This window comes from Pseudomonas sp. MDT1-16 (assembly GCF_054898115.1).
The window spans coordinates 335,541-362,500 of the sequence record NZ_CM142717.1 but is presented as its reverse complement, the minus strand read 5'-3'; the positions used below and the strand labels follow the sequence as shown (position 1 = coordinate 362,500).

At 57.5% G+C, this 26,960-nt stretch carries 30 protein-coding genes and 1 rRNA gene (1 of these 31 only partly in view); 19 read left to right on the top strand and 12 right to left on the bottom strand.

Translation table 11 applies throughout. From position 1 onward, the window contains the following. From ACYZT3_RS01655 to ACYZT3_RS01645, 3 genes are all read right to left on the bottom strand, one after another. Positions 1-745, bottom strand: a 16S ribosomal RNA gene (locus tag ACYZT3_RS01655); it reaches 794 nt to the left of the window's first position. Positions 746-1,385: 640 nt separating this feature from the next. Beyond that, on the bottom strand, positions 1,386-2,606 hold the full coding sequence (locus ACYZT3_RS01650) for a CaiB/BaiF CoA transferase family protein (RefSeq protein WP_282383280.1): 1,221 nt from the start codon (positions 2,604-2,606) through the stop codon (positions 1,386-1,388). A 13-nt stretch (positions 2,607-2,619) separates the two neighbouring features. Continuing rightward, positions 2,620-3,801 carry an acyl-CoA dehydrogenase gene (locus ACYZT3_RS01645; protein WP_282383283.1) on the bottom strand — a complete coding sequence of 394 codons (1,182 nt, stop codon included), beginning with the start codon at positions 3,799-3,801 and terminating at the stop codon, positions 2,620-2,622. 157 nt (positions 3,802-3,958) lie between these two features. Here ACYZT3_RS01645 and ACYZT3_RS01640 point away from each other — a divergent pair, with 157 nt between their 5' ends. The 11 genes from ACYZT3_RS01640 to ACYZT3_RS01590 all read left to right on the top strand — a co-directional run bounded on the left by ACYZT3_RS01640 (position 3,959) and on the right by ACYZT3_RS01590 (position 14,049). Beyond that, positions 3,959-4,858: a LysR family transcriptional regulator gene (locus ACYZT3_RS01640; RefSeq protein WP_282383285.1), complete on the top strand. Its 900-nt coding sequence runs from the start codon at positions 3,959-3,961 to the stop codon at positions 4,856-4,858. Positions 4,859-5,292: 434 nt separating this feature from the next. Then, positions 5,293-6,414, top strand: a complete 1,122-nt coding sequence (locus ACYZT3_RS01635) for a Re/Si-specific NAD(P)(+) transhydrogenase subunit alpha (RefSeq protein WP_282383287.1) — start codon at positions 5,293-5,295, stop codon at positions 6,412-6,414. 15 nt (positions 6,415-6,429) lie between these two features. After that, positions 6,430-6,753, top strand: coding sequence for an NAD(P) transhydrogenase subunit alpha part 2 (locus ACYZT3_RS01630; protein WP_017335806.1), 324 nt, complete (start codon positions 6,430-6,432; stop codon positions 6,751-6,753). Then, complete coding sequence (locus ACYZT3_RS01625) at positions 6,753-8,189, top strand: NAD(P)(+) transhydrogenase (Re/Si-specific) subunit beta (protein ID WP_282383290.1); 1,437 nt, start codon at positions 6,753-6,755, stop codon at positions 8,187-8,189. The genes ACYZT3_RS01630 and ACYZT3_RS01625 overlap by 1 nt, the downstream gene beginning before the upstream one ends. Positions 8,190-8,369: 180 nt before the next feature. Next, complete coding sequence (locus tag ACYZT3_RS01620; protein WP_462031367.1) at positions 8,370-9,863, top strand: acetyl-CoA hydrolase/transferase family protein; 1,494 nt, start codon at positions 8,370-8,372, stop codon at positions 9,861-9,863. Positions 9,864-10,182: 319 nt separating this feature from the next. Next, positions 10,183-10,398, top strand: a complete 216-nt coding sequence (locus ACYZT3_RS01615) for a DUF1127 domain-containing protein (protein ID WP_008154465.1) — start codon at positions 10,183-10,185, stop codon at positions 10,396-10,398. Positions 10,399-10,655: 257 nt separating this feature from the next. Beyond that, positions 10,656-10,865, top strand: coding sequence for a DUF1127 domain-containing protein (locus ACYZT3_RS01610; RefSeq protein ID WP_282383295.1), 210 nt, complete (start codon positions 10,656-10,658; stop codon positions 10,863-10,865). A 144-nt stretch (positions 10,866-11,009) separates the two neighbouring features. Further along, positions 11,010-11,327 carry a DUF2388 domain-containing protein gene (locus tag ACYZT3_RS01605; RefSeq protein WP_008044656.1) on the top strand — a complete coding sequence of 106 codons (318 nt, stop codon included), beginning with the start codon at positions 11,010-11,012 and terminating at the stop codon, positions 11,325-11,327. 107 nt (positions 11,328-11,434) lie between these two features. Then, entirely contained in the window at positions 11,435-11,743 is a 309-nt protein-coding gene (locus ACYZT3_RS01600; RefSeq protein WP_462031366.1) for a DUF2388 domain-containing protein, read from the top strand. A 27-nt stretch (positions 11,744-11,770) separates the two neighbouring features. Next, complete coding sequence (locus ACYZT3_RS01595; protein WP_282383081.1) at positions 11,771-12,091, top strand: DUF2388 domain-containing protein; 321 nt, start codon at positions 11,771-11,773, stop codon at positions 12,089-12,091. After that, positions 12,088-14,049: a DUF7844 domain-containing protein gene (locus tag ACYZT3_RS01590; protein ID WP_462031365.1), complete on the top strand. Its 1,962-nt coding sequence runs from the start codon at positions 12,088-12,090 to the stop codon at positions 14,047-14,049. Before ACYZT3_RS01595 ends, ACYZT3_RS01590 begins: the two co-directional genes overlap by 4 nt. Before the next feature lie 153 nt (positions 14,050-14,202). On the opposite strand, the gene trpA is transcribed toward ACYZT3_RS01590, so the two are convergent. Continuing rightward, the gene (trpA, locus tag ACYZT3_RS01585; protein ID WP_282383075.1) at positions 14,203-15,015 is read right to left on the bottom strand and encodes a tryptophan synthase subunit alpha; all 813 of its coding nucleotides are present in this window, start codon (positions 15,013-15,015) and stop codon (positions 14,203-14,205) included. Next, on the bottom strand, positions 15,015-16,250 hold the full coding sequence (trpB, locus tag ACYZT3_RS01580) for a tryptophan synthase subunit beta (RefSeq protein WP_282383072.1): 1,236 nt from the start codon (positions 16,248-16,250) through the stop codon (positions 15,015-15,017). The genes trpA and trpB overlap by 1 nt, the downstream gene beginning before the upstream one ends. Positions 16,251-16,376: 126 nt before the next feature. On the opposite strand from trpB, the gene ACYZT3_RS01575 reads away from it, so the two are divergent. Next, positions 16,377-17,270 (top strand): LysR family transcriptional regulator, encoded by an 894-nt coding sequence (locus ACYZT3_RS01575; protein WP_282383069.1) that lies wholly within the window; start codon positions 16,377-16,379, stop codon positions 17,268-17,270. On the opposite strand, the gene ACYZT3_RS01570 is transcribed toward ACYZT3_RS01575, so the two are convergent. Beyond that, entirely contained in the window at positions 17,267-17,593 is a 327-nt protein-coding gene (locus ACYZT3_RS01570) for an ElaB/YgaM/YqjD family protein (protein WP_090177306.1), read from the bottom strand. The two genes, ACYZT3_RS01575 and ACYZT3_RS01570, sit on opposite strands and share 4 nt — an antisense overlap. A 155-nt stretch (positions 17,594-17,748) precedes the next feature. Between ACYZT3_RS01570 and ACYZT3_RS01565 the strand changes: the two genes are divergently transcribed. Together ACYZT3_RS01565 and ACYZT3_RS01560 are read left to right on the top strand one after the other, a co-directional pair. Further along, positions 17,749-17,964, top strand: coding sequence for a dodecin (locus ACYZT3_RS01565; RefSeq protein ID WP_282383060.1), 216 nt, complete (start codon positions 17,749-17,751; stop codon positions 17,962-17,964). Positions 17,965-18,086: 122 nt separating this feature from the next. Beyond that, positions 18,087-18,311, top strand: coding sequence for a DUF1161 domain-containing protein (locus tag ACYZT3_RS01560; RefSeq protein ID WP_282383057.1), 225 nt, complete (start codon positions 18,087-18,089; stop codon positions 18,309-18,311). A 64-nt stretch (positions 18,312-18,375) separates the two neighbouring features. Here ACYZT3_RS01560 and ACYZT3_RS01555 read toward each other — a convergent pair whose 3' ends face one another. Beyond that, positions 18,376-19,377 (bottom strand): LLM class flavin-dependent oxidoreductase, encoded by a 1,002-nt coding sequence (locus tag ACYZT3_RS01555; protein WP_282383055.1) that lies wholly within the window; start codon positions 19,375-19,377, stop codon positions 18,376-18,378. Between the two features lie 242 nt (positions 19,378-19,619). Between ACYZT3_RS01555 and ACYZT3_RS01550 the strand changes: the two genes are divergently transcribed. Together ACYZT3_RS01550 and ACYZT3_RS01545 are read left to right on the top strand one after the other, a co-directional pair. Further along, positions 19,620-20,051: an OsmC family protein gene (locus ACYZT3_RS01550; protein WP_282383054.1), complete on the top strand. Its 432-nt coding sequence runs from the start codon at positions 19,620-19,622 to the stop codon at positions 20,049-20,051. Positions 20,052-20,208: 157 nt separating this feature from the next. Further along, on the top strand, positions 20,209-20,442 hold the full coding sequence (locus ACYZT3_RS01545) for a DUF1161 domain-containing protein (RefSeq protein ID WP_282383052.1): 234 nt from the start codon (positions 20,209-20,211) through the stop codon (positions 20,440-20,442). Between the two features lie 6 nt (positions 20,443-20,448). On the opposite strand, the gene ACYZT3_RS01540 is transcribed toward ACYZT3_RS01545, so the two are convergent. Both ACYZT3_RS01540 and ACYZT3_RS01535 read right to left on the bottom strand, forming a co-directional pair. Beyond that, positions 20,449-20,871 (bottom strand): PA0061/PA0062 family lipoprotein, encoded by a 423-nt coding sequence (locus tag ACYZT3_RS01540; RefSeq protein ID WP_282383049.1) that lies wholly within the window; start codon positions 20,869-20,871, stop codon positions 20,449-20,451. Between the two features lie 40 nt (positions 20,872-20,911). Beyond that, positions 20,912-21,334: a PA0061/PA0062 family lipoprotein gene (locus ACYZT3_RS01535; RefSeq protein WP_462031364.1), complete on the bottom strand. Its 423-nt coding sequence runs from the start codon at positions 21,332-21,334 to the stop codon at positions 20,912-20,914. Between the two features lie 59 nt (positions 21,335-21,393). Here ACYZT3_RS01535 and ACYZT3_RS01530 point away from each other — a divergent pair, with 59 nt between their 5' ends. Further along, the gene (locus tag ACYZT3_RS01530; protein ID WP_462031363.1) at positions 21,394-22,485 is read left to right on the top strand and encodes an aminopeptidase; all 1,092 of its coding nucleotides are present in this window, start codon (positions 21,394-21,396) and stop codon (positions 22,483-22,485) included. Between the two features lie 129 nt (positions 22,486-22,614). On the opposite strand, the gene ACYZT3_RS01525 is transcribed toward ACYZT3_RS01530, so the two are convergent. The 3 genes from ACYZT3_RS01525 to ACYZT3_RS01515 all read right to left on the bottom strand — a co-directional run bounded on the left by ACYZT3_RS01525 (position 22,615) and on the right by ACYZT3_RS01515 (position 24,500). Then, positions 22,615-23,073 carry an REP-associated tyrosine transposase gene (locus ACYZT3_RS01525; protein ID WP_462031362.1) on the bottom strand — a complete coding sequence of 153 codons (459 nt, stop codon included), beginning with the start codon at positions 23,071-23,073 and terminating at the stop codon, positions 22,615-22,617. Positions 23,074-23,277: 204 nt separating this feature from the next. After that, positions 23,278-23,928 carry an HAD family hydrolase gene (locus ACYZT3_RS01520; protein ID WP_282383038.1) on the bottom strand — a complete coding sequence of 217 codons (651 nt, stop codon included), beginning with the start codon at positions 23,926-23,928 and terminating at the stop codon, positions 23,278-23,280. A 26-nt stretch (positions 23,929-23,954) separates the two neighbouring features. Next, the gene (locus ACYZT3_RS01515; RefSeq protein WP_282383035.1) at positions 23,955-24,500 is read right to left on the bottom strand and encodes a gamma carbonic anhydrase family protein; all 546 of its coding nucleotides are present in this window, start codon (positions 24,498-24,500) and stop codon (positions 23,955-23,957) included. A 62-nt stretch (positions 24,501-24,562) separates the two neighbouring features. On the opposite strand from ACYZT3_RS01515, the gene prlC reads away from it, so the two are divergent. Continuing rightward, positions 24,563-26,641 (top strand): oligopeptidase A, encoded by a 2,079-nt coding sequence (gene prlC, locus ACYZT3_RS01510; RefSeq protein WP_462031361.1) that lies wholly within the window; start codon positions 24,563-24,565, stop codon positions 26,639-26,641. Next, the gene (locus tag ACYZT3_RS01505) at positions 26,638-26,925 is read left to right on the top strand and encodes a YheV family putative zinc ribbon protein (protein ID WP_462031360.1); all 288 of its coding nucleotides are present in this window, start codon (positions 26,638-26,640) and stop codon (positions 26,923-26,925) included. Before prlC ends, ACYZT3_RS01505 begins: the two co-directional genes overlap by 4 nt. The last annotated feature ends 35 nt before the right edge of the window (positions 26,926-26,960 follow it).

Sequence of the window (26,960 nt, the reverse complement as noted above, 5' to 3'; positions counted from 1 at the left end):
TATCAGTCCAGGTGGTCGCCTTCGCCACTGGTGTTCCTTCCTATATCTACGCATTTCACCGCTACACAGGAAATTCCACCACCCTCTACCATACTCTAGCTCGACAGTTTTGAATGCAGTTCCCAGGTTGAGCCCGGGGATTTCACATCCAACTTAACGAACCACCTACGCGCGCTTTACGCCCAGTAATTCCGATTAACGCTTGCACCCTCTGTATTACCGCGGCTGCTGGCACAGAGTTAGCCGGTGCTTATTCTGTCGGTAACGTCAAAACACTTACGTATTAGGTAAATGCCCTTCCTCCCAACTTAAAGTGCTTTACAATCCGAAGACCTTCTTCACACACGCGGCATGGCTGGATCAGGCTTTCGCCCATTGTCCAATATTCCCCACTGCTGCCTCCCGTAGGAGTCTGGACCGTGTCTCAGTTCCAGTGTGACTGATCATCCTCTCAGACCAGTTACGGATCGTCGCCTTGGTGAGCCATTACCTCACCAACTAGCTAATCCGACCTAGGCTCATCTGATAGCGCAAGGCCCGAAGGTCCCCTGCTTTCTCCCGTAGGACGTATGCGGTATTAGCGTCCGTTTCCGAGCGTTATCCCCCACTACCAGGCAGATTCCTAGGCATTACTCACCCGTCCGCCGCTCGCCACCAGGTACAAGTACCCGTGCTGCCGCTCGACTTGCATGTGTTAGGCCTGCCGCCAGCGTTCAATCTGAGCCATGATCAAACTCTTCAGTTCAAACATCTTTGGGTTTTTAAGAAACCCTAAACTTGGCTCAGCAATCGTTGGTTACATCTTTGATTTCTCGCGGAGTAACTTGTGATGCTGATAATCTTGTTGACTATCAGTCTGACTCCACAAGCACCCACACGAATTGCTTGATTCAGTTGTTAAAGAGCGGTTGGTTAAGATCTTTCGTCTCAACCGAGGCGCGCATTCTACAGCAGCCTCTGTTGCTGTCAAGCGGTTATTTTCAGAAGTTTTCAAAGTTTCCTTTGTAACTTCAACCACTTGCGCTTTCGATCTCTCGTTAGCGGGAGGCGAATTCTACAGCGTTACTCGCTGCTGTCAACACCTCTTTTACACCGCTTTCGACCGAGAAGACCGAACCGTTAGAAGAGCCAAACAACCCCGCTCTTTCAACTCCTTCTGGGCTTCGATGACCTGAAGCAACTCGCTGTCGAAAACTGCGTAACTCATTGTTTACCAAGGAGTTTTCCGTTTCGATTGCGCCGGAAGTGGGGCGAATTATAGACGTCCAGAATCTGCCGTCAACACCTAATTACGCTTTTCTATCAATCACTTGTAGAAAGCCGGAAACAGCCCGTTTCCCTCTATATCGGAGAGCAAAACCAATCCTTCTATATAGAAGGGATTCTCAGAGCACCCCAGCCTCTTTGAAAGCCGCCACGACCCCAGCATCCAGACCCAACACTCGCTGCAGAACCTCCAATGTGTGCTCACCCAATAAAGGGGGCGCATTGCGGTACTCCACAGGCGTTTCGGACAGACGAATCGGACTCGCCACCTGCGGCACCATCCCTGCCAGCACATGAGGCAACTCAATCGCCAACCCACGCGCCTTAACCTGAGGATCGGAAAACACCTGAGCCAGATCATTGATCGGGCCGCATGGCACGCCTGCTTGCTCAAGCTGCAGCACCCACTCAGCAGTCGTCTTGAACACCGTCGCCTGGCGTATGAGCGGAATCAACACCGCACGATTCGCCACCCGCAACTTGTTGGTCGCAAAACGTGGATCATCCGCCCACTGCGGCTGACCTGCTACTTCAGCAAACTTGCGAAACTGCCCGTCATTACCGACGGTGAGGATGAAGTCTCCATCCGCCGTAGGAAAGTCCTGATAAGGCACGATATTCGGATGAGCATTACCCAGGCGCGTCGGAGCATTACCTGTAGTCAGGTAATTCATTGCTTGGTTAGCCAGACAGGCCACCTGAACATCCAGCAGCGCCATATCAATATGCTGACCGCCGCCGTCGTGATCCCTATGAGCCAGTGCCGCCAGGATAGCCACCGTCGAGTAGAGACCGGTCAAGATGTCCGTCAGCGCCACGCCGACTTTTACCGGGCCAGCACCTTCGTCGCCTTCGGGACGCCCAGTCAGGCTCATCAGACCGCCAAGCCCCTGGATCATGAAGTCATAACCCGCGCGTTTGGCGTATGGGCCGGTCTGGCCAAAACCGGTAATCGAGCAATAGATCAGATTCGGATTGATCGCCTTTAGCGACTCATAGTCCAGCCCATAAGCCGCCAGACCACCCACCTTAAAGTTCTCGATGAGGATGTCCGACTTGGCCGCCAACTCACGCACCAGCTTTTGCCCCTCTGGGCGCGTGAAGTCGATGGTGACCGATTGCTTGTTACGATTGGCCGACAAGTAATAAGCAGCTTCGCTGGTGTTCTCGCCATAAGCGTCTTTAAGGAAGGGAGGCCCCCAGGCACGCGTGTCATCGCCATTGCCCGGTCGCTCGACCTTGATCACCTCGGCACCGAGGTCAGCAAGAATCTGTCCAGCCCAGGGCCCGGCCAGCACCCGCGATAAATCCAGTACCCGTAGATGCGAAAGCGCGCCCATGACCGTTCTCCTATTAATAGAACGCCTGGATGCCAGTCTGTGCACGACCGAGGATCAGTGCGTGGACGTCATGCGTACCTTCATAGGTATTCACCACTTCCAGGTTGACCAAATGGCGAGCCACACCGAACTCATCGGAAATACCGTTACCACCCAGCATGTCGCGCGCCATGCGAGCAATGTCCAGGGACTTGCCGCAGGAGTTGCGCTTCATCATCGAAGTGATCTCGACCGCCGCAGTACCCTCATCTTTCATACGACCCAGACGCAGGCAGCCTTGCAACGCCATCGTGATCTCGGTTTGCATGTCGGCCAGCTTCTTCTGGATCAGCTGAGTGGCGGCCAGTGGGCGTCCGAACTGCTGACGATCCAGGGTGTACTGGCGAGCGGTGTGCCAGCAGAACTCGGCAGCACCCAGCGCGCCCCAGGAAATGCCATAACGTGCCGAGTTGAGGCACGTAAAAGGACCTTTCAAACCACGGACATCCGGGAAGATGTTCTCTTCAGGGACAAACACGTTGTCCATGACGATCTCGCCGGTGATGGATGCACGCAGACCAACCTTGCCGTGAATCACAGGAGCACTCAGGCCTTTCCAACCCTTCTCTAAAACGAAGCCACGGATATCGCCAGCGTCGTCCTTACCCCAGACCACGAACACATCAGCGATCGGACTGTTGGTGATCCACATTTTGTTGCCGGTCAGGCTGTAGCCGCCTTCCACTTTGCGTGCACGAGTGATCATCGCGCCCGGGTCGGAACCGTGGTCAGGCTCGGTCAGACCGAAGCAGCCAATCCATTCGCCTGATGCCAGCTTCGGCAGATACTTCTGTTTCTGGGCTTCGGTACCGAATTCATTGATCGGCACCATCACCAGCGAAGACTGCACACTCATCATCGAGCGATAGCCGGAGTCGACACGCTCGACTTCACGGGCGATCAAGCCGTAGCTGACGTAGTTCAGGCCGCTGCCACCATACTGCTCGGGGATGGTCGCGCCCAGCAGGCCAACCTCACCCATCTCGCGGAAGATCGCTGGGTCGGTCTTTTCATGGCGGAAAGCTTCGAGAACACGCGGCGCAAGCTTCTGTTGAGCGAATTGCTCAGCGGTGTCGCGGATCATGCGTTCTTCTTCGGTGAGCTGTTGATCCAACAGCAGGGGATCGATCCAGTTGAAGCTAGCTTTACCACCCATGAGTGTGTCCTCTCGAATCGGGTCAAATAACGTGGACTGATCCTAGGCCGGGTTCGGCGTCACGGCAAACGAGGATTTTGCATACTGTTGTGCTAATTTCTCACTCCGTAACATCGCAGAATAGCTTTTATGCGATGTATTAGTGAGGTTGACGTACATGCGCAGGAAAATCCCCAGTACAACTGCCCTGATCAGCTTTGAAGCGGCAGCTCGCCACGAAAGCTTTACCAAGGCAGCCCAGGAGCTCTCGCTCACTCAGGGCGCAATTTGCCGACAGATCGCCAGTCTTGAGGAGTTCCTCAGCGTAGAACTGTTCCGACGCTCGCGACGCGGGGTCAAGCTGACGGAGGCCGGCCTTTCCTACAGCCGACGGGTAGCGACTCAACTGGATGCGGTTGAGCGGGACACGTTGTCAGTGATGGGTCAGCAAGGCGCCAACGTGATCGAACTGGCGGTGGTTCCAACCTTTGGCACTCAATGGCTGCTGCCACGACTCAAGGACTTTCAGCAAAAGCACCCGGAAGTGACGGTCAACCTCACCAACCGAACACGCCCCTTCCTGTTTGCCGACACCGACTTCGATGCCGCAATCTATTTTGGCGACGCGGACTGGTCGGGTACCGAATCCCACAGGCTGATGGGCGAAAATCCGATGCCGGTGTGTAGCCCAAATCTCTTGGGGAAAAGGGCAAATCTGTCTCCCGGCGAAATCGCCGAATTGCCCCTGTTGCAGCAGACCACCCGCCCTTATGCCTGGCGCCAGTGGTTCGACTCCCAGAACCTTAATATCCCACGAGACATGACAGGGCCGCGCTACGAGCTATTCTCCATGCTTGCCCAAGCAGCCATGCACGATATGGGAATAGCGCTGATTCCACCGTTCCTGATTCAACGCGAACTGGCCGAGAAGCGCTTGGTCATTGCCAACGCCCAGGCGCTATCAAGCATCAAGGCGTATTACCTGATGATTCCTGAGCGAAAGGTAGAATCGGCCTCTTTACGGGCATTTCGCGATTGGTTGGTCAACCAGGCACAGAGTTACAGCCTAGAAGGATAAAGGCTCAGCCTTATTAGCTGACCCCGTAGTCAGCAAAATTGAAGCACTACAGATATAAGTATTTGTCGCATATTCGAATACTGTACCGACAAGCAGTACAAACGTCCTAGAAGTGCCTGATTCCGTGGCCTTGAGCCTCTATTGGGAAGCAATAACGACTCATTCACCTGACCAATACGTAAATTCTTCAATTTTAAAGGAACCCTTACAAGGCACGGCCTGCAAGGAATTCAACCGGTTAGTTGCGACATTCGGTCACGGGGTGACTTGTAGTTAATTTTCCGTCACCCGTCATAATCCCTTGAAGGGCACTAAGTTCGCCTGCAAAATGCCGCGCCCCGCCCTGATTTGGCGGGATCGTGCTGATCGGCCGCCCCAGCCGCACCATCCGAAGTGCCTGGGTTTACTCACTAAGATCACGCAGGAGATTTGACGTGCACATTGGTGTTCCTCTCGAAACCCAGACGGGTGAAACACGGGTTGCTGCAACCCCGGAAACCATCAAGAAGCTGATCGGCCAGGGTCATAAGGTCACTGTGCAAAGCGGCGCCGGCATTAACGCCAGCGTTGTCGACAGTGCTTATGAAGCGGCAGGCGCAATGATTGGCAGCGCCAACGATGCGTTGGGTGCCGAGCTGATTCTCAAGGTGGTCGCCCCCAGCGACAGCGAACTGACGCTGATAAAAAGCGGCACCGTTGTGGTGGGCATGCTCAATCCGTTCAGCAATGAAACCATTGCCAAGCTGGCTGAGTGCGGCATTACCGCTTTCGCACTGGAGGCCGCGCCGCGCACCTCTCGGGCTCAAAGCCTGGATGTGCTGTCCTCCCAGGCCAACATCGCCGGTTATAAAGCCGTGTTGTTGGCTGCTCACCACTATCCTCGCTTCATGCCGATGTTGATGACCGCTGCGGGGACCGTGAAAGCGGCGCGCGTGCTGATTCTCGGCGCGGGTGTGGCCGGTTTGCAGGCGATCGCTACGGCGAAACGTCTGGGTGCAGTGATCGAAGCGTCTGACGTACGCCCTGCAGTAAAGGAGCAGATCGAGTCCCTCGGCGCCAAGTTCGTCGACGTGCCTTATGAGACCGATGAAGAGCGCGAATGCGCCGTTGGTGTCGGCGGTTACGCGCGACCAATGCCCGCCAGCTGGATGCAACGTCAGGCCCTGGCCGTGCACGAACGCGCCAAGCAGGCTGACATTGTCATCACCACCGCACTGATCCCGGGCCGTAAGGCGCCAACGTTGTTGAGCGCGGAGACCGTGGCGCAGATGAAGCCAGGCTCGGTGGTCATCGACCTCGCGGCAGCTCAGGGTGGTAACTGCCCGCTGACCGTGGCTGACCAGATCGTCGTCGAGAATGGCGTGACCATTTGCGGCCCGACCAACCTGGCCGGCGCAGTCGCGGCAGACGCTTCGGCCCTGTACGCGCGCAACCTGCTGGACTTCCTGAAGCTGGTCTTCAACAAAGAAGGCCAGTTCGAAGTAAACCTAGAAGACGACATCGTCGCCGCGTGCCTGATGTGCCGCGACGGCCAAGTCATCCGAAAAAACGCCTAAGCAGGGATTCAGACGATGGAAGAGCTTATCTCCCCCGGTATCTACAACCTGATCATCTTCGTGCTGGCGATTTATGTCGGTTATCACGTGGTCTGGAACGTTACACCTGCACTGCACACGCCTTTGATGGCGGTAACCAACGCAATCTCGGCGATTGTAATCGTCGGCGCCATGCTGGCCGCAGCTTTGACCGTGACGCCACTGGGCAAGACCATGGGCACCTTGGCCGTGGCTTTGGCGGCAGTGAACGTGTTTGGTGGCTTCCTGGTGACCCGCAGGATGCTTGAGATGTTCAAGAAAAAAGCCCCGAAAGCAGTAAAAGAAGAGGCGTCCAAGTAATGAGCATGAATCTCGTCACGACGCTCTACTTGATCGCGTCGATCTGCTTCATCCAGGCCCTCAAAGGCCTGTCGCACCCGACGACGTCGCGGCGCGGCAACCTGTTCGGCATGCTCGGCATGGCGCTGGCAATCATCACGACTGTCGGTCTGGTCTACAAACTCGGCGCAGAACTCGCTACAGCGGGCATTGGCTACGTCATCGTCGGTCTGTTGGTCGGCGGCACCGCCGGTTCGATCATGGCCAAACGCGTTGAAATGACCAAGATGCCGGAACTGGTCGCCTTCATGCACAGCATGATCGGTCTGGCCGCAGTGTTCATCGCCATTGCGGCGGTGGTCGAGCCGCAATCCCTGGGCATCGTTAAGCAGTTGGGTGATTCGATTCCGGCCGGTAACCGCATGGAGCTGTTCCTTGGCGCAGCGATTGGTGCCATCACCTTCTCCGGCTCGGTAATTGCCTTCGGTAAGCTCTCGGGCAAGTACAAGTTCCGCCTGTTCCAGGGCGCACCGGTACAGTTCAGCGGCCAACACAAGTTGAACCTTGTGTTGGGCCTGGCGACGCTCGGCCTGGGCATCACCTTCATGCTGACCGGCAACCTCGGTGCTTTCGCCCTGATGCTGGCCCTGGCCTTCGTGATGGGCGTGCTGATCATCATCCCGATCGGCGGTGCCGACATGCCGGTAGTGGTGTCGATGCTCAATAGCTATTCCGGTTGGGCAGCAGCGGGTATCGGCTTCTCGCTGAACAACTCGATGCTGATCATCGCAGGTTCGCTGGTGGGCTCTTCCGGTGCCATCCTCTCGTACATCATGTGCAAAGCGATGAACCGCTCGTTCTTCAACGTACTGCTCGGCGGTTTCGGCGGTGCAACGGATACCGCAGGCCCAGCTGGCGCCAAGGAAGCTCGTCCGGTGAAGTCTGGCTCGTCCGACGACGCCGCGTTCCTGCTGACCAACGCCGACACCGTGATCATCGTGCCGGGCTACGGCCTGGCGGTGGCACGTGCCCAGCACTCGCTGATGGAACTGGCTGAGAAGTTGACTCACCGTGGTGTCACTGTGAAGTTTGCGATCCACCCGGTCGCCGGGCGGATGCCAGGGCACATGAACGTCCTGCTGGCCGAGGCCGAAGTACCTTACGAGCAAGTGTTCGAGATGGAAGACATCAACTCCGAGTTTGGCCAGACCGACGTGGTGCTGGTGCTTGGCGCCAACGACGTGGTCAACCCGGCGGCGAAGAACGATCCGAAATCGCCGATTGCCGGCATGCCGATCCTCGAAGCCTATAAAGCCAAGACCGTGATCGTCAACAAACGCTCGATGGCCAGCGGCTATGCCGGTCTGGACAACGAACTGTTCTATCTGGACAAAACCATGATGGTGTTTGGCGACGCCAAGAAAGTCATCGAAGACATGGTCAAAGCCGTCGACTAAAGACTGCTCCAGCGCAATACCCAAAACCCCGGCCTCTAGTAGGCTGGGGTTTTTTATTACCCGCTAAAAACCGACTAAAGGCTCTAAATCAGGGCTCTGCATTCGACCATGGTAGCGGGAGGAATTTTTTTTTAATCACTAGACTGCACACCTTGCTTTCGTTGCCCGAGATAACAATCCATGTACCGTGATCGTATTCGCTTGCCTTCGTTGTTGGATAAGGTGATGAGCGCCGCTGACGCTGCCGCTCTGATTCAGGACGGCATGACCGTCGGCATGAGTGGTTTCACTCGCGCCGGCGAAGCCAAAGCCGTGCCCCACGCACTGGCCGAACGCGCCAAAATCACCCCGCTGAAAATCACGCTGATGACCGGCGCCAGCCTGGGCAACGACCTCGATAAACAGCTCACCGAAGCCGGCGTATTGTCGCGACGCATGCCATTCCAGGTCGACAGCACCCTGCGCAAGGCCATTAACGCCGGCGAAGTGATGTTCATTGATCAGCACCTTTCGGAAACCGTTGAGCAATTGCGCAACCAGCAGCTCAAACTGCCAGACATCGCGGTGATTGAGGCCGTGGCCATCACCGAGCAGGGCCATATCGTGCCGACCACTTCGGTGGGTAATTCGGCCAGCTTCGCGATTTTCGCCAAACAGGTGATCGTCGAGATCAACCTGGCGCACAACCCAAATCTCGAAGGCCTGCACGACATCTATATCCCGACCTATCGGCCGACTCGCACCCCGATTCCGCTGGTCAAGGTTGATGATCGCATTGGCAGCACGGCCATCCCGATCCCGCCGGAAAAGATCGTCGCGATCGTGATCACCAATCAATCCGACTCGCCGTCCACCGTGTTGCCGCCAGACGTCGACACTCAGGCCATTGCCGACCACCTGATCGACTTCCTCAAGCAGGAAGTGGCCGCCGGGCGCATGACCAACAAGCTCGGCCCGCTGCAAGCCGGGATTGGCAACATCGCCAACTCGGTGATGTGTGGCCTGATCGACTCGCCGTTCGAAGACCTCACTATGTATTCGGAAGTGTTGCAGGATTCGACGTTCGATCTGATTGACGCCGGCAAGCTGAGTTTCGCTTCCGGCAGTTCGATCACCTTGTCAAGCCGTCGCAATACCGATGTTTTCGGCAACCTTGAGCGCTACAAGGACAAACTGGTGCTGCGCCCGCAAGAAATTTCCAACCACCCGGAAGTGGTACGTCGGCTCGGAATCATCGGCATCAACACGGCGCTTGAATTCGACCTGTATGGCAACGTCAACTCCACCCACATCTGCGGCACGCGGATGATGAACGGCATCGGCGGCTCGGGCGACTTTGCGCGCAACGCGCATTTGGCGATTTTCGTGACCAAGTCGATTGCCAAGGGTGGCGCAATTTCCAGCGTGGTACCGATGGTCAGCCACGTCGATCACACTGAGCATGACGTTGACATCCTTGTCACGGAGATCGGTCTGGCGGACTTGCGTGGCCTGGCGCCGCGAGAGCGCGCTCGAGTCATCATCGATAACTGCGTGCACCCGGACTATCGCCAAGCCCTCGATGACTACTTCACAGCTGCTTGTGCACTCGGCGGGCACACGCCGCATATTCTGCGTGATGCCCTGAGCTGGCACATTAACCTTGAAGAAACCGGGCGAATGCTGGCGGTGTAATTGATACAGATGGCCGCTGACGTAAACACAGTTTCGTCAGCTTGCTGTTGCCAAGCAGAAATGCGTTTAAAACTGTACTGCTGTACCGGTCATTTCCTACCGAAATAACCCACCTTTTTCAGTAAAATCATCAGAAACGCACCATATTAGTGCTGACAAGTACAGTTACCTCAATTTAGACCAGTACACCACCCATTAACAGTTAACTGGTCCCTCACAATACAGGTGAACTGTATCTACAGAGACTGGCCAAACGAGAGGATCATTGGCATCAGTTAAACCACTACCTAATCCCGCCACAAGCGGAAGGATGTCAACCATGGAACGTACACTCAGTTCCGAGCTGTTTTTCGAAGACAACGCTGTAAAAACCCAGGCTTCCACGCCTCTTCGCGTTCTCGCCAACCTGATGTTGTGGCAGCGCCGCATCTCCAGCCGCCATCAACTGGCTCGTCTGGATTCGCGTCTGCTGGCTGATGCCGGGATTAGCGAAGCACAACGCTACGAAGAGCTGAGCAAGCCTTTCTGGCGCTAAGTTAGCGTCGCTGGCTCTGACCCACCGGGTCCACCGCCAGCATCCAAATTGAAAAAACAAAGCCCGTCGTGGGAAACCACGACGGGCTTTGTCGTTCTGGAGGATCAATTCAGGTCATACAGTGGAGGGATCTCTTAACAGGTACAGTTTTAGTATTCCACAAACTGAACCATTACAATTTCAGCATAGTGTGTCTGTTGCGGTAGGCAGGAAGGGATCACCCTGAAATCCCGAACTACCAGCAAAAGGACCGCGCCATGAATCACTTACTGGATGTTTCCATTTCCACGCCTCAATCAACGCCTCGCCCCCATTGGTTTCGTAGATTACTGAGGAGCTTCGCGAACAGCTTGGAAAGGGCCCGAACCCGGCGTTTACTGGGCCAACTCAATGACCGGCAGCTCTCAGACCTGTGCATCAGCCACGCGGATCGTCTCAACGAATTGGATAAACCGTTCTGGCGCTAGTTTCCCACTTGAACAGACGGGACTGTTCGAACCGATACTCACAGGACTAATATCCAAATAGAACGTGGCGAACGCTGCATGACTGGCGTCTGAATCAACAGACACTGCGCCACCTCTCAATCGGTTTTCCAAAGGAGTTTCACCATGTCCCGACTTCGTCTGCTCAGCGCTGCAGCCCTGCTTGCCGTGGCTGCCAATTCCCACGCCACCAGCTTTATCGTGACCACCGATGCCGTCGTCGGCGCGCTCAAGGCAACGTCCGATGCGACCTCCGATGTCACTTCTTCCTTTCGCGATGACAAAATCGTGCGCGCCGCCCGTGACGACGCCGCCAGCTTCGTTGCCAGCGAAGGCGCCATTCGTGGCGTGAAACTGGAAAGCGCACTTGACCATATTCGCCACCAGGCACCTCAGCTGAACGCGACTGATGCACAACTGGCGCAAGCCATACTGACTATCTAAGCGGCATCACTGACGTGGGACACGCCCGCCGTGTCCCAATGTTTCGACGCTGGCTCTAGACCGGGCGTTGCGCTAGCCTTGTGACTCGCCTTCAGCTATCGAGTCTCATGCGTTTTCTTTCACATCTATCGATCACTCCGGTTTTCGTGGCAGCCTTTTGGATGGGCTCGGTCCATGCCTTTGACCTGTCAACACAAGGCATTGTGGCTACCGGCTACGCCACAAGCATGGTGACCTCCGCCCCCTTCGACCGTAAGCTGCTCCTCTCGGCACACGATGACGCTGCGGCGTTTATCGCCAGCAACGGCCAACTGCGAGGAGCACAACTGGAGTCCGCCCTGATTTATCTGCGCCGGACCCAGTCAAAACTTCATGCCAGCGACCTTGAACTGGCGCAGGCAATTCTCGTCCAATAGTTATCCTTGTTCTTACGGAGTCGCTCCATGCGTAACCCTCTGATTGCTGCCGCCCTTGGCCTGCTGTTATCGACCGGTGTGGCCCAGGCACACACCCTGGTCGCCACCAGTAACATCATCATCAACGCCACCCAACGCACGCTTGATTTCACTTCCGATACCACGACGTCCATCCGTGACTCGAAGATCGTTCGTGAAGCCCACGACGATGCAGCCAGTTTCGTCGCCAGCGATGGCGACATTCGTGGCGCGCACCTGGAGGCGGCCTTCAACACGCTGCGCACCCGCGTGCCGGAAGCGCGAGACGCCAGTGACCAGGTTCTCGCCGAAGCCATCCTCGCACTGTGAGGTCGCCAGGCGCCTGGCTGTTGGCCGGGGTCATGTTGCTGCTCGTCAACACGGCCCAAGCTGACTTGCAATTAAGGCTCAAGACCGACGGGCTCAGCCCCGCTCAACAGCAGGCCAGTCAGGCGTTGCTCGATGAAGCTATGCAGGCCCTGCCGCCACGGTTCATCGAGCAGCTCGACCGACGCATCGACGTCGGCTGGACCGATGACATGCCGAGCAACGCTTTCGGCCAGGCGTCGCTGGTGTCCGAGCTCGATCTGAACCGCAACTTGCTTGCCAGCCTCACTGACGGCAGCGCCGCGACCAAGAAGACCTATCGTCCCCATGGCACCGTGCGCCGCGAAATGCTGGCCACTGTGTTGCACGAACTCACCCACATCTATGACCGCTCGCGCCTGTGGCCGGACGCGGAGCGCACGCTGATTCAGCGTTGCACCCGGCGCAACAGCAGCTCGGGACTGGTGGGTATCCCGGATCAATGCCGCGGCCAATCAGCACGGCGTTTTACCCTCAGTGATGACCCGCGCCTGCTCGACCTCGCCGGCTGGCCGCAGTACGTTGGCCGCCGCGGCGAGCGCGAACAACATAACCGGCAAATTGCCCGTAGCCCGGACATTTACGAAACGAGCAGCCCCAAGGAATTTGTCGCGGTCAACATGGAGTATTTCCTCCTGGACCCGAGCTACGCCTGCCGTCGCCCTGCGCTGTACCGCTACTACAAAGACCATTTCGGCTGGGCGCCCGCCGCTAAAGACGCGTGTGGCAAAACCTTCTCCTTCCTCAATGCCGGCAACGATTTCGGCAAAACGCCACTGGGCAAGGTCGATCCGGAGCGGGTTTACGCCGTCGACTATCTGCTGGCTGAAGCCAACCAGAACTGGGTCAGCCGCTGGGGCCACAGCATGTTGCGGTTGGTGATCTGTGCACCCGGCCGGCCACGTGGGCCGGATTGCCGGCTCGATCTGGATCAGCATCTGGTGTTGTCCTACCGCGCCTTCGTCGGTGATGTACAGCTATCGAGTTGGGACGGACTGGTGGGCAAATACCCGTCGCGCCTGTTTGTCCTGCCGCTGGCCCAAGTGATCGACGAATACACCAAGACAGAACTGCGTAGCCTGGCTTCGGTGCCGCTGAACCTGTCGCGCAGCGAGATCGAAGACGTGGTGGAACACGCCGCCGAAATGCACTGGAGTTACGACGGCAACTACTTCTTCCTGTCCAATAACTGCGCGGTAGAGGGCCTGAAGTTACTGCGTAGCAGCACCAACAACACAAAACTGGTCGGGTTGGACAGCATCATGCCCAACGGTTTGCTGGAAGTGCTCAAGGGCCGCGGGCTGGCGGACACCAGCGTGCTGGATGATCCCCGCGAAGCGCTGCGTCTGGGCTATCGTTTCGACTCCTTCCGCGATCGTTATCAAGCGATGTTCGAAGTGCTGAAGAAGCACTTGCCGATCAAGCAGGAAAAGGTCGAAGACTGGCTCGCCTTAAAAGCTGAGGAGCGTCGGCAATGGATCGACCAAGCCGATTTGCGCACCAGCGCGGCATTACTGCTACTGGAGCAGGCCGCCTTCCGCCAACAATTGGTGTTGGCCCAGGACGAAGTTAAGCAGCGCTATCTGGGCGCTCGGGAATTGAAAAACGGCGGCATGGACAAAGCCAACGCGACCTTGCAGCAAATACTTGCCAACAGCGGATTCCTCAGCCGTCCGGCGGAGCTGCTTGGCACCGGGGGTTATGGATTGCCGCAGCCGAGTGAATGGCAGCGTCTCGAGTCGGAAAGCAGCCTGCGGCAGAAGCAGCTTCAGGCGCTGACAGGTGATCTGGACAAAGAGGTGAGAGCGCTGCTCGAACCGAGCCGTGCGGCCGAGATGGCCGCCAATGAAGCCAACCTGAAACAGGTCGGCGAGCATCTGAGGAAGTTGCACAAGGCGTCGGGCGGGTTGGAGTTGCCGTAAACAACAGGCTTCGCGGCTGATCCGCGAAGCCTTCAGCGCCTACAGGCTATTCAACAGCAAAAAGGGCTTCAGAACGTAGTCCTGAAGCCCTCGGTCTTGCTGTTTTAGTCTGTGCCGCGAGGCTCTAATTCCTCTGTATCAGGAAATTTACCTTCAGCTGACGCGGGCCTTACGCACGCCATCGGCCAGCGCCGCGCAAAGACTCAACACGCCATCGATAGCCTGATCCGGAGTCGACGCATTGGCGATGTGATCGATCAACGCCGAACCCACCACCACACCGTCCGCTAGGCGAGCGATGGATGCCGCTTGCTCCGGTGTGCGAATGCCGAAACCGATGCTGATCGGCAGATCGGTGTGGCGACGCAGACGGGCAACCGCTTCTTCAACGTGTTCCAGCGTGGCTGCGCCGGCACCGGTCACACCTGCCACGGACACGTAGTAGACGAAGCCGGAACTGCCATTCAAAACGGTCGGCAGGCGCACATCATCGGTCGTCGGGGTGGTCAGGCGGATGAAATCCAGGCCTGCTGCCTGAGCCGGATCGCACAGTTCGCCGTTATGCTCGGGCGGCAGGTCGACCACGATCAGGCCGTCAACACCCGCCTCTTTGGCATCCGCAATGAAACGCGGCACGCCGTACATGTGAATCGGGTTGAAGTAACCCATCAGCACCAGCGGCGTCTCGGTATTGCCTTCACGGAACTCGCGAACCATTTGCAGGGTTTTCGCCAGGTTCTGCTTGGCACCGAGAGCACGGATGTTGGCCAACTGGATTGCCGGGCCGTCGGCCATTGGATCGGTGAAGGGCATGCCCAACTCGATCACGTCGGCACCCGCGCCGGGCAAGCCTTTGAGGATCGCCAGAGAAGTGTCATAGCTCGGGTCGCCAGCGGTAACGAAGGTCACCAGGGCGGCACGATTCTGTTCCTTGAGTTCGGAAAATCGAGTTTGCAGGCGGCTCATCAGTGTTTCTCCTGCTTGGATTGCTCTTGCTGAGAGTGTTCCATGTGGTGCATCACGGTCTGCATGTCTTTGTCCCCGCGACCGGACAGGTTGACCACCATCAGGTGATCTTTTGGCAGGGTCGGTGCGCGTTTGAACACTTCGGCCAGGGCATGGGCGCTTTCCAGTGCAGGAATAATCCCTTCCAGGCGGCAGCATTTGTGGAACGCGTCGAGGGCTTCGTCGTCGGTTACCGAGGTGTACTGAACGCGGCCGATGTCATGCAACCAGGCGTGTTCCGGGCCGATGCCTGGATAGTCGAGGCCGGCAGAGATCGAGTGAGCATCGATGATCTGGCCATCGTCGTCCTGCAGCAAGAAGGTCCGGTTACCGTGCAGCACGCCCGGTACGCCACCGTTCAGGCTGGCTGCGTGCTTGCCGGTTTCGATGCCGTACCCGGCGGCTTCAACGCCAATGATCTCGACGCTTTTGTCGTCGAGGAACGGGTGGAACAGGCCCATGGCGTTGGAACCACCACCGATGCACGCCACCAGGCTGTCCGGCAGACGACCTTCCTGGGCTTGCAGTTGGGTACGGGTTTCTTTACCAATAACGGCCTGGAAGTCGCGAACCATGGCTGGATAAGGGTGCGGACCGGCCACAGTGCCGATCAGGTAGAAGGTGCTGTCGACGTTGGTCACCCAGTCACGCAGGGCTTCGTTCATCGCATCTTTCAGGGTACCGGTACCGGCCACGACCGGGATCACTTCGGCGCCCAGCAGCTTCATGCGGAATACGTTGGCTTGCTGACGTTCGATGTCAGTGGTGCCCATGTAGATCACGCAATCAAGGCCAAAACGTGCAGCTACAGTGGCAGTCGCCACGCCGTGCATACCAGCGCCGGTCTCGGCGATGATGCGTTTCTTGCCCATGCGCCGCGCCAGCAGGATCTGGCCGATGCAGTTGTTGATCTTGTGCGCACCGGTGTGATTCAGCTCTTCGCGCTTGAGGTAAATCTTCGCGCCGCCGCAGAACTCTGTCAGACGTTCGGCAAAGTACAACGGGCTTGGCCGACCCACATAGTCGCGCTGGAAGTAGGCCAATTCCTCTTTGAATGCAGGATCTTCCTTGGCCAATTCGTATTCCCGGGCCAGGTCGAGGATCAACGGCATCAGGGTTTCGGCGACGTAACGGCCGCCGAACGCGCCAAACAGGCCGTTGGCGTCGGGGCCGTTGCGCAGATTAGTCTGGGTCATGGGTCGCTCCGGTTGAATGCGTGGGATGATGCTTTTGAAGAGAGAGTGGGCTTAACTCTACCCCTGACGCCGCAGGCTGAAAACCGATAAGATCGCCGCAACCTGTCAGGAAAACTCACAAATCCAATGAGCCATGATCTTCCTCCGCTGAACGCCCTTCGGGCCTTCGAAGCGACTGCCCGCCTGAACAGCGTCAGCAAGGCCGCCGAACAGCTGCACGTCACCCATGGCGCGGTCAGCCGACAGCTCAAGGTATTGGAAGAACACCTCGGCGTGAGTCTGTTCATCAAGGATGGACGTGGCCTGAAACTCACAGATGCCGGCGTTCGTTTGCGCGATGCCAGCGGTGAGGCGTTCGAGCGCTTGCGGACTGTGTGTGCAGAGCTGACCCAAAGTACCGCCGATGCGCCGTTCGTACTGGGTTGTTCGGGCAGCTTGCTGGCACGCTGGTTTATTCCCAGGCTGGGACGCTTGAATACCGACCTGCCGGACCTGCGCCTGCACCTGTCGGCTGGTGAGGGTGATCTCGATCCACGGCGTCCGGGACTGGATGCCTTACTGGTGTTTGCCGAGCCACCTTGGCCAGCGGACATGCAGGTGTATGAGTTGGCGAGCGAACGCATCGGCCCGGTCATGAGCCCGAGATTCGCGGGCTACGAACGCCTGCAAGACGCACCGCCCACAGCGCTGCTGAACGAGCCATTACTGCACACCACCTCACGCCCACAGGCCTGGCCTAGCTGGGCGCAACAAATAGGCCTCGACGCCAAGGCGTTGAAGTACGGTCAGGGTTTTGAGCATTTGTATTACTTGCTGGAGGCCGCAGTGGCCGGGCTGGGTGTGGCGATTGCCCCTGAACCGCTGGTGGCCGAGGACTTGAAGGCCGGTCGCCTGGTTGCGCCTTGGGGCTTCAGTGAAACCCCGGCGCAACTGGCGTTGTGGCTACCCCAGCGCGCCGCGGACGGGCGCGCTCGGCAACTGGCGCAGTGGCTCAAAAACGAACTGCGCCAGACGGATTAATCACCGCGTTTGCACAATAGATAAGCCGCGAGCAGACCCAATGCACCGACGGCGACACCCGCTGTAGTCCAAGGGTGTTCCTGGGCGTAGTCCCGCGTGGCAATCCCGGTTTCACGGGTTTTAACTTTGACTTCTTCATACGCATCGCTGAGCAGGTGGCGCGAATGCTTTAGCGCGTTTTCGGCGTTACTTTTCAACGCTTTAAGGGTTTTACGCGACTCGTCCGAGGCGTCGTCCTTCAGGCTTTCCAAAGATTTCAGCAGACTCTCGATCTCGGCTTCCATGCTTTGCAATGAGGCTTTACGTAAAGAGGTGTTGGCCATGGTGGCTCTCCTGCATTGATTGAGTTGCGTGTGTTGGTTGGGACTTCAGGGGTTTGAGAAAGTGCAGTAAATCTGAACTTCAACTTCGGATTCGCCGACAGAAGTAATACGAAAAATCACTGCTAGGCTGTATTTCACACCCAGAGGAGAACGCCATGACTGACCATCACACCTACAAGAAAGTCGAATTGGTTGGCTCGTCCACCAGCAGCATTGAAGACGCCATCAACAACGCGCTGGCCGAAGCCAATAAAAGCATCAAGCACCTGGAATGGTTTGAAGTAACCGAAACCCGCGGGCACATCAAGGACGGCAAGGCTGCACACTTCCAGGTGACGCTCAAAGTCGGGTTCCGGATTGCCACTAGCTGAGTTTGAGCTAATCTTCGGAAATTGCGCGCTGGCCGAGCGCCATAGGGAATGGCAAAGCGCTACATATGTACATCCGGCTGATCGCTGGGTGCCCCTATTGATCCGACCAGGGAATGCGATCGATGAAGTATTTTATTTTGGCGGTAGGTTTGTTGAGTCTTACAGGAACAGCCCTGGCTCAGGGCAAGCCATGCGAAGAGCTGAAAGCCGATATCGCCGCGAAGCTGGATGCCAAAGGTATTTCCAATTATTCACTGGAAATCGTTGATAAAGGCACTGCTGCTGACGGGAAAGTCGTCGGCACCTGTGAAAAAGGCACCAAGCAAATCGTCTACAAGCAGGGCTGACCGCCCTCGAAAATGGGAAAGCCGACGCAATGACGTCGGCTTTTTTGTGCTCGCTATTTGAGTGTCAGCCCTTCATGACCTGCGCCAGCAGCTCATAGGAGTGCACACGATCGGCATGTTCGTACAGGTCGCAGGTGAAAATCAGCTCATCCGCCTGGGTCTGTTCGATCAGCACTTCCAGTTTGGCGCGGATTTTCTGCGGGCTGCCAACCATCGCCAGGCCAAGGAAATCGCCGACCGCCTCTTTCTCATGAGGCAGCCACAGGCCGTCCATGGTTTTTACCGGCGGACGTTGCACCAGGCTCTGGCCACGCATCAACGCCAGGATGCGCTGGTAGACCGAGGTCGCCAGATAATCTGCCTGCTCGTCGGTGTCAGCAGCCACCAACGGTACACCGAGCATCACGTAGGGTTTATCCAATACTGCTGAAGGCTTGAAGTGATTGCGGTAGACGCGAATGGCCTCATGCATTAAGCGCGGTGCGAAATGTGAGGCAAAGGCGTAAGGCAAACCGCGCTCGCCAGCCAGTTGTGCACTGAACAGGCTGGAGCCCAGCAGCCAGATCGGGACATGGGTGCCGGTGCCCGGCATTGCGATGATCCGCTGGTCCGGGGTGCGCGGACCGAGGTAGCGCATCAGTTCCGCTACGTCTTCCGGGAATTCGTCGGCGCTGCCGGAGCGTTCACGACGCAAGGCGCGGGCGGTCATCTGATCGGAACCGGGGGCACGACCCAGGCCCAGGTCGATCCGGCCCGGGTACAGACTTTCGAGCGTACCGAACTGCTCGGCGATCACCAGTGGCGCGTGGTTGGGCAACATCACGCCACCGGAACCGACACGAATAGTCGAAGTGCCGCCGGCCAGGTAGCCAAGCAATACCGAGGTCGCCGAACTGGCAATGCCGTCCATGTTGTGGTGTTCGGCAACCCAGAAACGGTTGTAGCCGAGCTTCTCGACGTGCTGCGCCAGGTCCAGGGAATTGCGCAGCGACTGGGCCGCGCTGCCGTTTTCCCGCACAGGCACCAGATCAAGGGTCGAGAACTTGATATCGGACAGTTGTTTCATAAGCCTGCTTCTCCAATTGAGGGCGCAGGTTTTTTCGTTACAAACGAAAACCTGCCGAATCTATAAGCGTGCTTCATGCAATGAGGGCATATACCCGAGTTTCAATAGCAGGGCCAAAATTCCTACGAAATAAGAGGATCGATCAGATCAAGTGAACTTTGCACCACCGTCTATCCTCAGAACCCTAGCAACCGAAAACCACGAAGGCGTGACGCTTCGCGCCGGATCTTGAGGAGGCAGACATGGCTATTACGAAGAAAGCATCGGCTCATTGGGAAGGTGACCTGAAAACCGGCATCGGCTCGATTTCCACGGAAACCGGTGTACTCAGAGAAGCACCCTACGGCTTCAAGGCACGTTTCGAAGGCGGCAAGGGCACCAATCCGGAAGAGCTGATCGGCGCGGCGCACGCGGGCTGCTTCTCCATGGCGTTTTCGATGATTCTCGGCGATGCCGGCCTCAAGGCTGACAGCATCGACACCAATGCCGAAGTCACTCTGGACCAGGTGGACGGCGGCTTTGCGATCACGGCGGTGAAATTGGTCCTCAAGGCGAAAATCCCTGGGGCGACTCAGGCGCAGTTCGAGGAGCTGAGCAATAAAGCCAAAGAGGGCTGCCCGGTTTCCAAAGTGCTGAATGCGAAAATCAGTCTGGATGCAACGCTGGTCAGCTGATAGCGGGTTGTCGCGCGCCCCGATAAAAGATCGCAGCCTCGGCGGGCTGCGTTCTTTTTTTGCCCTGAAACAAAACCTGGCTGGCGAGATTGTGGTCGAATAAATGACAGCAGCTAAAGCGCATTACCGTGCGCGCTGCCTCAAAGGAGCTTCAACCATGAAACGTTTTGCCTTGGCGATTATCTGTTGCGCGCTGGCCACATCGGCCCTGGCGGCACCGAAATCCTGTGAAGAACTCAAGTCCGAGATCGAAGCCAAGATCCAGGCCAATAACGTCTCGTCCTACACCCTGGAGATCGTCACCAATGATGAAGTGCACGATCAGAACATGGTCGTTGGTTCGTGCGAAAGCGGCACCAAGAAAATCATCTACCAGAAGAATGACCGCTGATTCACCTCACATGAGGCAATAGGACTCTCGGTCTTCAGCGACCACTTCACGCTTGGCGTTGTACAACCGGGCGCCGGGAGTGAACGCTATCGAACGGCCTTCCAGCACATAACGCTGGCCGGCTTCGAAATGATCGTAGTTGATGGTCAGGTAGCACAAGCGTTCCGTGGGAGCGCTCATCATGCCCATGCCCCCACCACCGGGCACTTCAAAGTCGAATCTGACGATCAGCTCATGGCTGCCAGGCGTGACCTGGAAAAAACGCCCGTCGCGCATTCGCTGATTGTCCAGTCGCTCCGCCATCAGCAACTTATCATTGGGGAATGGCGTCGAGAACTCGATCCAGGCCATCTGCGGATTCACCGCTGGTAACGGGCTCTGACAGCCAGCAACAATGCTTGCAGCAAGCAATAGCATTAACCTGCGCATGATGAATGTCCCGAGGATTGGTCATTCAGCATAGCGCCGATCAAGTGCGTTGGCAGCCTGCCGGTACACCCTGGCCGATCACTTTTCGCTGCTGATCATAGAGCTTTGCCCACGGCCGAAAACCGATATTCCCCGCCTGCAGTTGATACCGCTCGCCAGCGTTGAAGTCCTTGAATTTCACGTTCAACTGGCAGTCACGCCATAGCGGCTCGGCGTCGGGTCCGATGTTGGTTGGCGCGACCGGGAATTGATAACGAACCGTCAGCTCATGGCTACCCGGATGAACCTCGAAATAGCGCTTGTCGGTGGAAGCCTTGTCATCGACTTCCAGCGCTTGCAGCGCGGTGTCTTCCTGCTTCGAATCCAGGTCGATCCACGCTTGAGCCGGATCATGGGGGGGTAATCCGAATCCAGCACAACCTGCCAGCATCAGCAGGCTTCCTGTCAGCATCAACGTGCGCATAGCGGAGCTCCAGTCAGGCGGGATAGTCTTGCGGGCAGACTCTCCAGGGATGATTCATTTTGATCAGGCCGCTTCCAAGCCTTGGGTTACTTGATCGCGTTTTACGCATTTTGTTTCCGGGTGTGTTGTTTTTGTTGCTCAACGGTTGCGCCAGCGTCAGCTATTACGGCCAATTGGCCAGTGGTCAGCTGCAATTGCTGCGGGCACGGGAGCCGGTTTCCAGAGTGATTGCCGATCCCGGTCGCGATCAGCTATTGCGTGCGCACCTGACTCAATCGCAAAAAGCCCGCACGTTCGCCAGCCAACAGCTGCATCTGCCGGATAACCAGAGTTACCGTTTGTACGCCGACATTGGCCGGCCGTTCGTCGTCTGGAATGTCTTCGCCACGCCGGAGTTTTCTCTGACGCCGCACAACCATTGCTTCCCGATCGCCGGTTGCGTCGCCTATCGCGGCTATTACAGTCAGAGCGCGGCTCGCGGTGAGGCAGCATTGCAACGACTGCAAGGTATGGACGTGTCGATCGGTGGCGTCGAGGCTTATTCGACGCTCGGCTGGTTCAACGATCCGATCATCAGTTCGATGATGGGCTGGGGCGACGAACGATTGGCCACGCTGATCTTCCATGAACTGGCGCATCAACGCTTTTATGTGAAAGACGACACCGAATTCAATGAGTCTTTTGCCACCTTCGTCGAACAGGAAGGCACCCGCCAATGGCGTGCATTCCGCGACCTGGCGCCAGACAGCGGCGCGCAGGTGCAGCAACGGGACCAGTTCATTCAATTGGTTCTGGATACCCGCACGCGACTTGAACGGCTGTACACCCTGCCCTTGGCCGCCGACCCGATGCGCCAGCGCAAAGCCGCCGAGTTCGAGCGATTGCGGGGTGAATACCGGCAGTTACGCGATAGCCAGTGGGCCGGGGACAAACGCTATGACGCGTGGATCAATGCGCCGATGAACAATGCCCGGCTGTTGCCATTTGGGCTGTACGACCAATGGGTGCCAGCGTTTGCGGCGTTGTTCAGTCAGGGGGGTGGGGATTGGGTGAAGTTTTATGCGGCAGTCGAGAAGCTCGGAGCCTTACCGGTAGATGAGCGCAAGGCGGCGCTGAAGGTATTGACAAGAGTTAAGACCTCCAACGACTGAACCGACGCCATCGCGGGCAAGCCTTGCTCCTACAGGATTTGTGTGGAGGTACAATTATTTGCACACCGCAAATCCTGTAGGAGCAAGGCTTGCCCGCGATGACGTCCTTAAGTGTTCAATTGAGTTGGTTCACAACCAAATAGCATCCCACAGCGGATAATCCCCTACCTTCTCGACCAATCCCGCTCGCAATGGATTGGCGACGATGTATCGAGCGACTGCCGGCAGATCTTCTTCCTTGCGAATGGCGCGATCGTGGAATCCCGGCTGCCAGATTGGGCCTACACGCTTCATCTCACGGTTTAATGCGACAGTTGTTCGTGATTTCGTCCGGGCCATCAAGGTCGATAACTTGATGTTCTGCAGTTCGATTAGCCAATGAAAATGATCGGGCATAACGACCCAGGCTAACGACGTTGCAAACCCTTCTCGCTCAGCGGTTCTAAGGGCGTCTACTACCAATCGTCCACTCTTGAAGTCGCGGAATAACGGTTGCCGATTCAATACCACGGCAGTCAATAGGTAAATCTGCCCTGTCTCCGAATATCGCCCAGTACGTAATCGATGAGCATGTTTTAACTCCGACATTGATGATCCTCCTTGATCGTGGCCTCAGTCTTTGAGGCTAGGTCGATTAGATGGGATTGGAGTGATGACTTTTGCTCAGGATGTGTCTGGGCGGACGCCTTCGCGGGCAAGTCGGATCGCCGCACCGCTCGCTCCTACAGAATTTACGCGGTCTCTGTAGGAGCGAGCGGTGCGGCGATCCGACTTGCCCGCGAATGGATTTGATCAGCGCTGCAAAAACGCCTGATGCATCTCTTCCAACGTCTCGAAGTGATAGGCCGGTGCTTCAGCGTTCAACTCTTCCCGACTGCCAAAACCGTAACCCACCGCCGCCGCATCCAGCCCGTTGCTGCGCGCACCGATCAAATCGTGCTTACGGTCGCCGATCATCAGGGTGTTGGTCGGGTCCAGGCCTTCTTCAGCCATCAGGTGAGCAATCAATTCGACTTTGTTGGTCCGGGTACCGTCCAGTTCGCTGCCGTAAATCATCTTGAAATGCTTGGAGAAGTCAAAGTGCCGGGCAATTTCCCGGGCAAAAATCCATGGCTTGGACGTGGCGATATACAGCTGTCGCCCTTGCCCGCTGAGTGTTTCCAGCAGCGGCGTGACGCCATCAAATACACGATTCTCGTACAGGCCGGTGACTTTGAAGCGTTCGCGATAGAAGTTCACCGCCTCCCAGGCCTTGGGTTCGTCGAAGTCGTAGAACTGCATGAACGCCTGCAACAACGGCGGGCCGATGAAGTGTTCGAGCTTGGTCAGGTCAGGTTCATCGATGCCCAGTTTGCTCAAGGCGAACTGGATCGAACGGGTGATGCCCTCGCGCGGGTCGGTCAGGGTGCCATCGAGGTCAAACAATACGGTTGGGTAATGCATGTTGAATCCTGAATAAGGGCGCAGGCTCAGAGCGGGTCGTAGCCTTCGGCCAGATGCAAATTCTTGAGCTTCACGTAATTCGCCGCGCTGTAGGTGAAAAAGGCTTTTTCCTTGTCAGTCAGCGGCCGGATCTGCTTCACCGGGCTGCCCACATAAAGGAAGCCGCTTTCCAGGCGTTTGCCCGGCGGCACCAGGCTGCCAGCGCCAATGATGACATCGTCGTCGACCACCGCACCGTCCATGACGATGCTGCCCATGCCGATCAGAATCCGATTGCCCACGGTGCAGCCGTGGAGCATGACCTTATGAGCAATGGTCACATCGTCGCCAATCAGCAAGGGAAAGCCATCGGGATTGAACGGCCCGGCATGGGTGATGTGCAGCACACAACCGTCCTGCACGCTCGTGCGCGCGCCAACACGGATGCGATGCATGTCGCCACGAATCACCGTCAGCGGCCAGACCGAGCTGTCTTCGCCGATTTCGACGTCGCCGATCACCACCGCCGAACCGTCGACAAAGGCGCCTTTGCCGAGCAGCGGCGTATGGTTCTGATACTTGCGAAGGGTCACGATAGGCTCTCTCTCTTTTGCTGATAGCTGCGGTGAGCGTCGATTGTAATTAAGATGGCGCAATGTTTCTTCCAGCCAAGGTGCCAACCGTGAGCGTGAACAACCCTCTTTTGCAGTCCTACGACCTGCCGCCGTTCTCGGCGATCCGTGCCGAACACGTGCAACCGGCCATCGAACAGATCCTGGCTGACAACCGCGCCGCCATTATCGAGATCCTCAAAACCCAGGGCAAACAACCGACCTGGGCCGGCCTGGTGCTGGCGATGGACGAGCTGAATGATCGACTGGGCGCGGCCTGGAGCCCGGTCAGCCACCTGAATGCCGTGTGCAACAACGCCGAACTGCGCGAAGCCTACGAATCCTGCCTGCCAGCCTTGAGCGCCTACTCCACAGAACTGGGGCAGAACCGCGAACTGTTTGAAGCGTTCGAAGCACTGGCCAACAGTCCCGAAGCTGCCGGTTTCGACGTGGCGCAGAAAACTATCCTCGAACACTCACTGCGCGACTTCCGTCTGTCGGGTATCGACCTACCTGCGCCAGAGCAAAAGCGTTACGCCGAAGTGCAGAGCAAACTCTCGGAGCTGGGCAGCCGCTTCTCCAACCAATTGCTCGACGCGACTCAAGCCTGGACCAAGCACGTTACCGACGAAGCTGCCCTCGCCGGCCTGACCGATTCGGCCAAGGCGCAAATGGCCGCCGCGGCCCAGGCCAAAGGTCTGGAAGGCTTCCTGATCACCCTGGAATTCCCGAGCTACTACGCGGTGATGACCTACGCCCACGCCCGTGACCTGCGCGAAGAAGTCTACGCCGCCTACTGCACCCGTGCGTCGGACCAAGGCCCGAATGCCGGTCAGAACGATAACAGCCCGGTCATGGAAGAAATCCTCGACCTGCGTCAGGAACTGGCCAGGCTGCTCGGTTTCACCAGCTTCTCGGAGCTGAGCCTGGCGACCAAAATGGCCGAATCGAGCGATCAGGTACTCAGTTTCCTGCGCGATCTGGCCAAGCGCAGCAAGCCGTTCGCCGCCCAGGACCTGGAACAGCTCAAAGCCTACGCCGCCGAACAAGGCTGCCCGGACCTGCAAAGTTGGGACAGCGGTTTCTACGGCGAAAAACTTCGCGAGCAGCGCTACAGCGTCGCCCAGGAAGCCCTTCGCGCTTACTTCCCGATCGACAAAGTGCTGGGCGGTCTGTTCGCTATCGTCCAGCGTCTGTACGGCATCGAAATCGCCGAGCAGAAAGGCTTCGACACTTGGCACCCGGATGTTCGCCTGTTCGAAATCAAGGAAAACGGCCAGCACGTCGGTCGCTTCTTCTTCGACCTCTACGCCCGCGCCAACAAGCGCGGCGGTGCCTGGATGGACGGCGCCCGCGACCATCGCCGCACGGCTGAAGGCGTACTGCAGAGCCCGGTGGCGAACCTGGTGTGCAACTTCACCCCGGCCGACAGCGGCAAGCCAGCCCTGCTGACCCACGACGAAGTCACCACCCTGTTCCACGAATTTGGCCACGGCCTGCACCACCTGCTGACCCGCGTCGAACACGCCGGCGTGTCCGGCATCAACGGCGTGGCCTGGGACGCGGTCGAGTTGCCAAGCCAGTTCATGGAAAACTGGTGCTGGGAGCCGGAAGGTCTGGCGCTGATCTCCGGTCACTACGAAACCGGCGAACCACTGCCTCAGGACTTGCTGGAGAAGATGCTCGCGGCGAAGAACTTCCAGTCCGGCCTGATGATGGTTCGCCAATTGGAATTCTCGTTGTTCGACTTCGAATTGCATGCAACTCACGGCGACGGTCGCAGCGTGCTGCAAGTACTCGAAGGTGTGCGTGACGAGGTCTCGGTCATGCGTTCACCGGCCTACAACCGTTTCCCTAACAGCTTCGCCCACATCTTCGCCGGCGGTTACGCGGCGGGTTACTACAGCTACAAATGGGCTGAAGTGCTGTCGGCCGATGCTTTCTCGAAGTTCGAAGAAGACGGCGTCCTCAACGCCGACACGGGTCGCGCATTCCGTGAAGCGATCCTGGCGCGCGGCGGTTCCCAGGAGCCGATGGTGCTGTTCATCGACTTCCGGGGACGCCCGCCGTCGATTGACGCACTCTTGCGCCATAGCGGCCTGAGTGAGGTTGCAGCAGCATGAGTGAGCGGCCTGTGATTACCAAAAGACGCTTTATCGCCGGGGCGGTCTGCCCGGCCTGCAGCGAGCCGGACAAGTTGATGATGTGGAACGAAGACGAAGTCCCGCACCGCGAGTGCGTGGCCTGCGGTTATTCGGACACGCTGAATGAACAAGGCCTTTCAGTGCCCAAGGAATTGGGTACGCGGGTCAACACCTCGGCGCTGAAGGTGCCGGACGCCAAGGTTCAGGCCGTGCAGTTTTTTCCGAACCCGAAGCTGAAGAAAAAGCCTGACGAGCAACACTGAGTCAACACCACCTTCCACTCCTGAACAGATTGGAA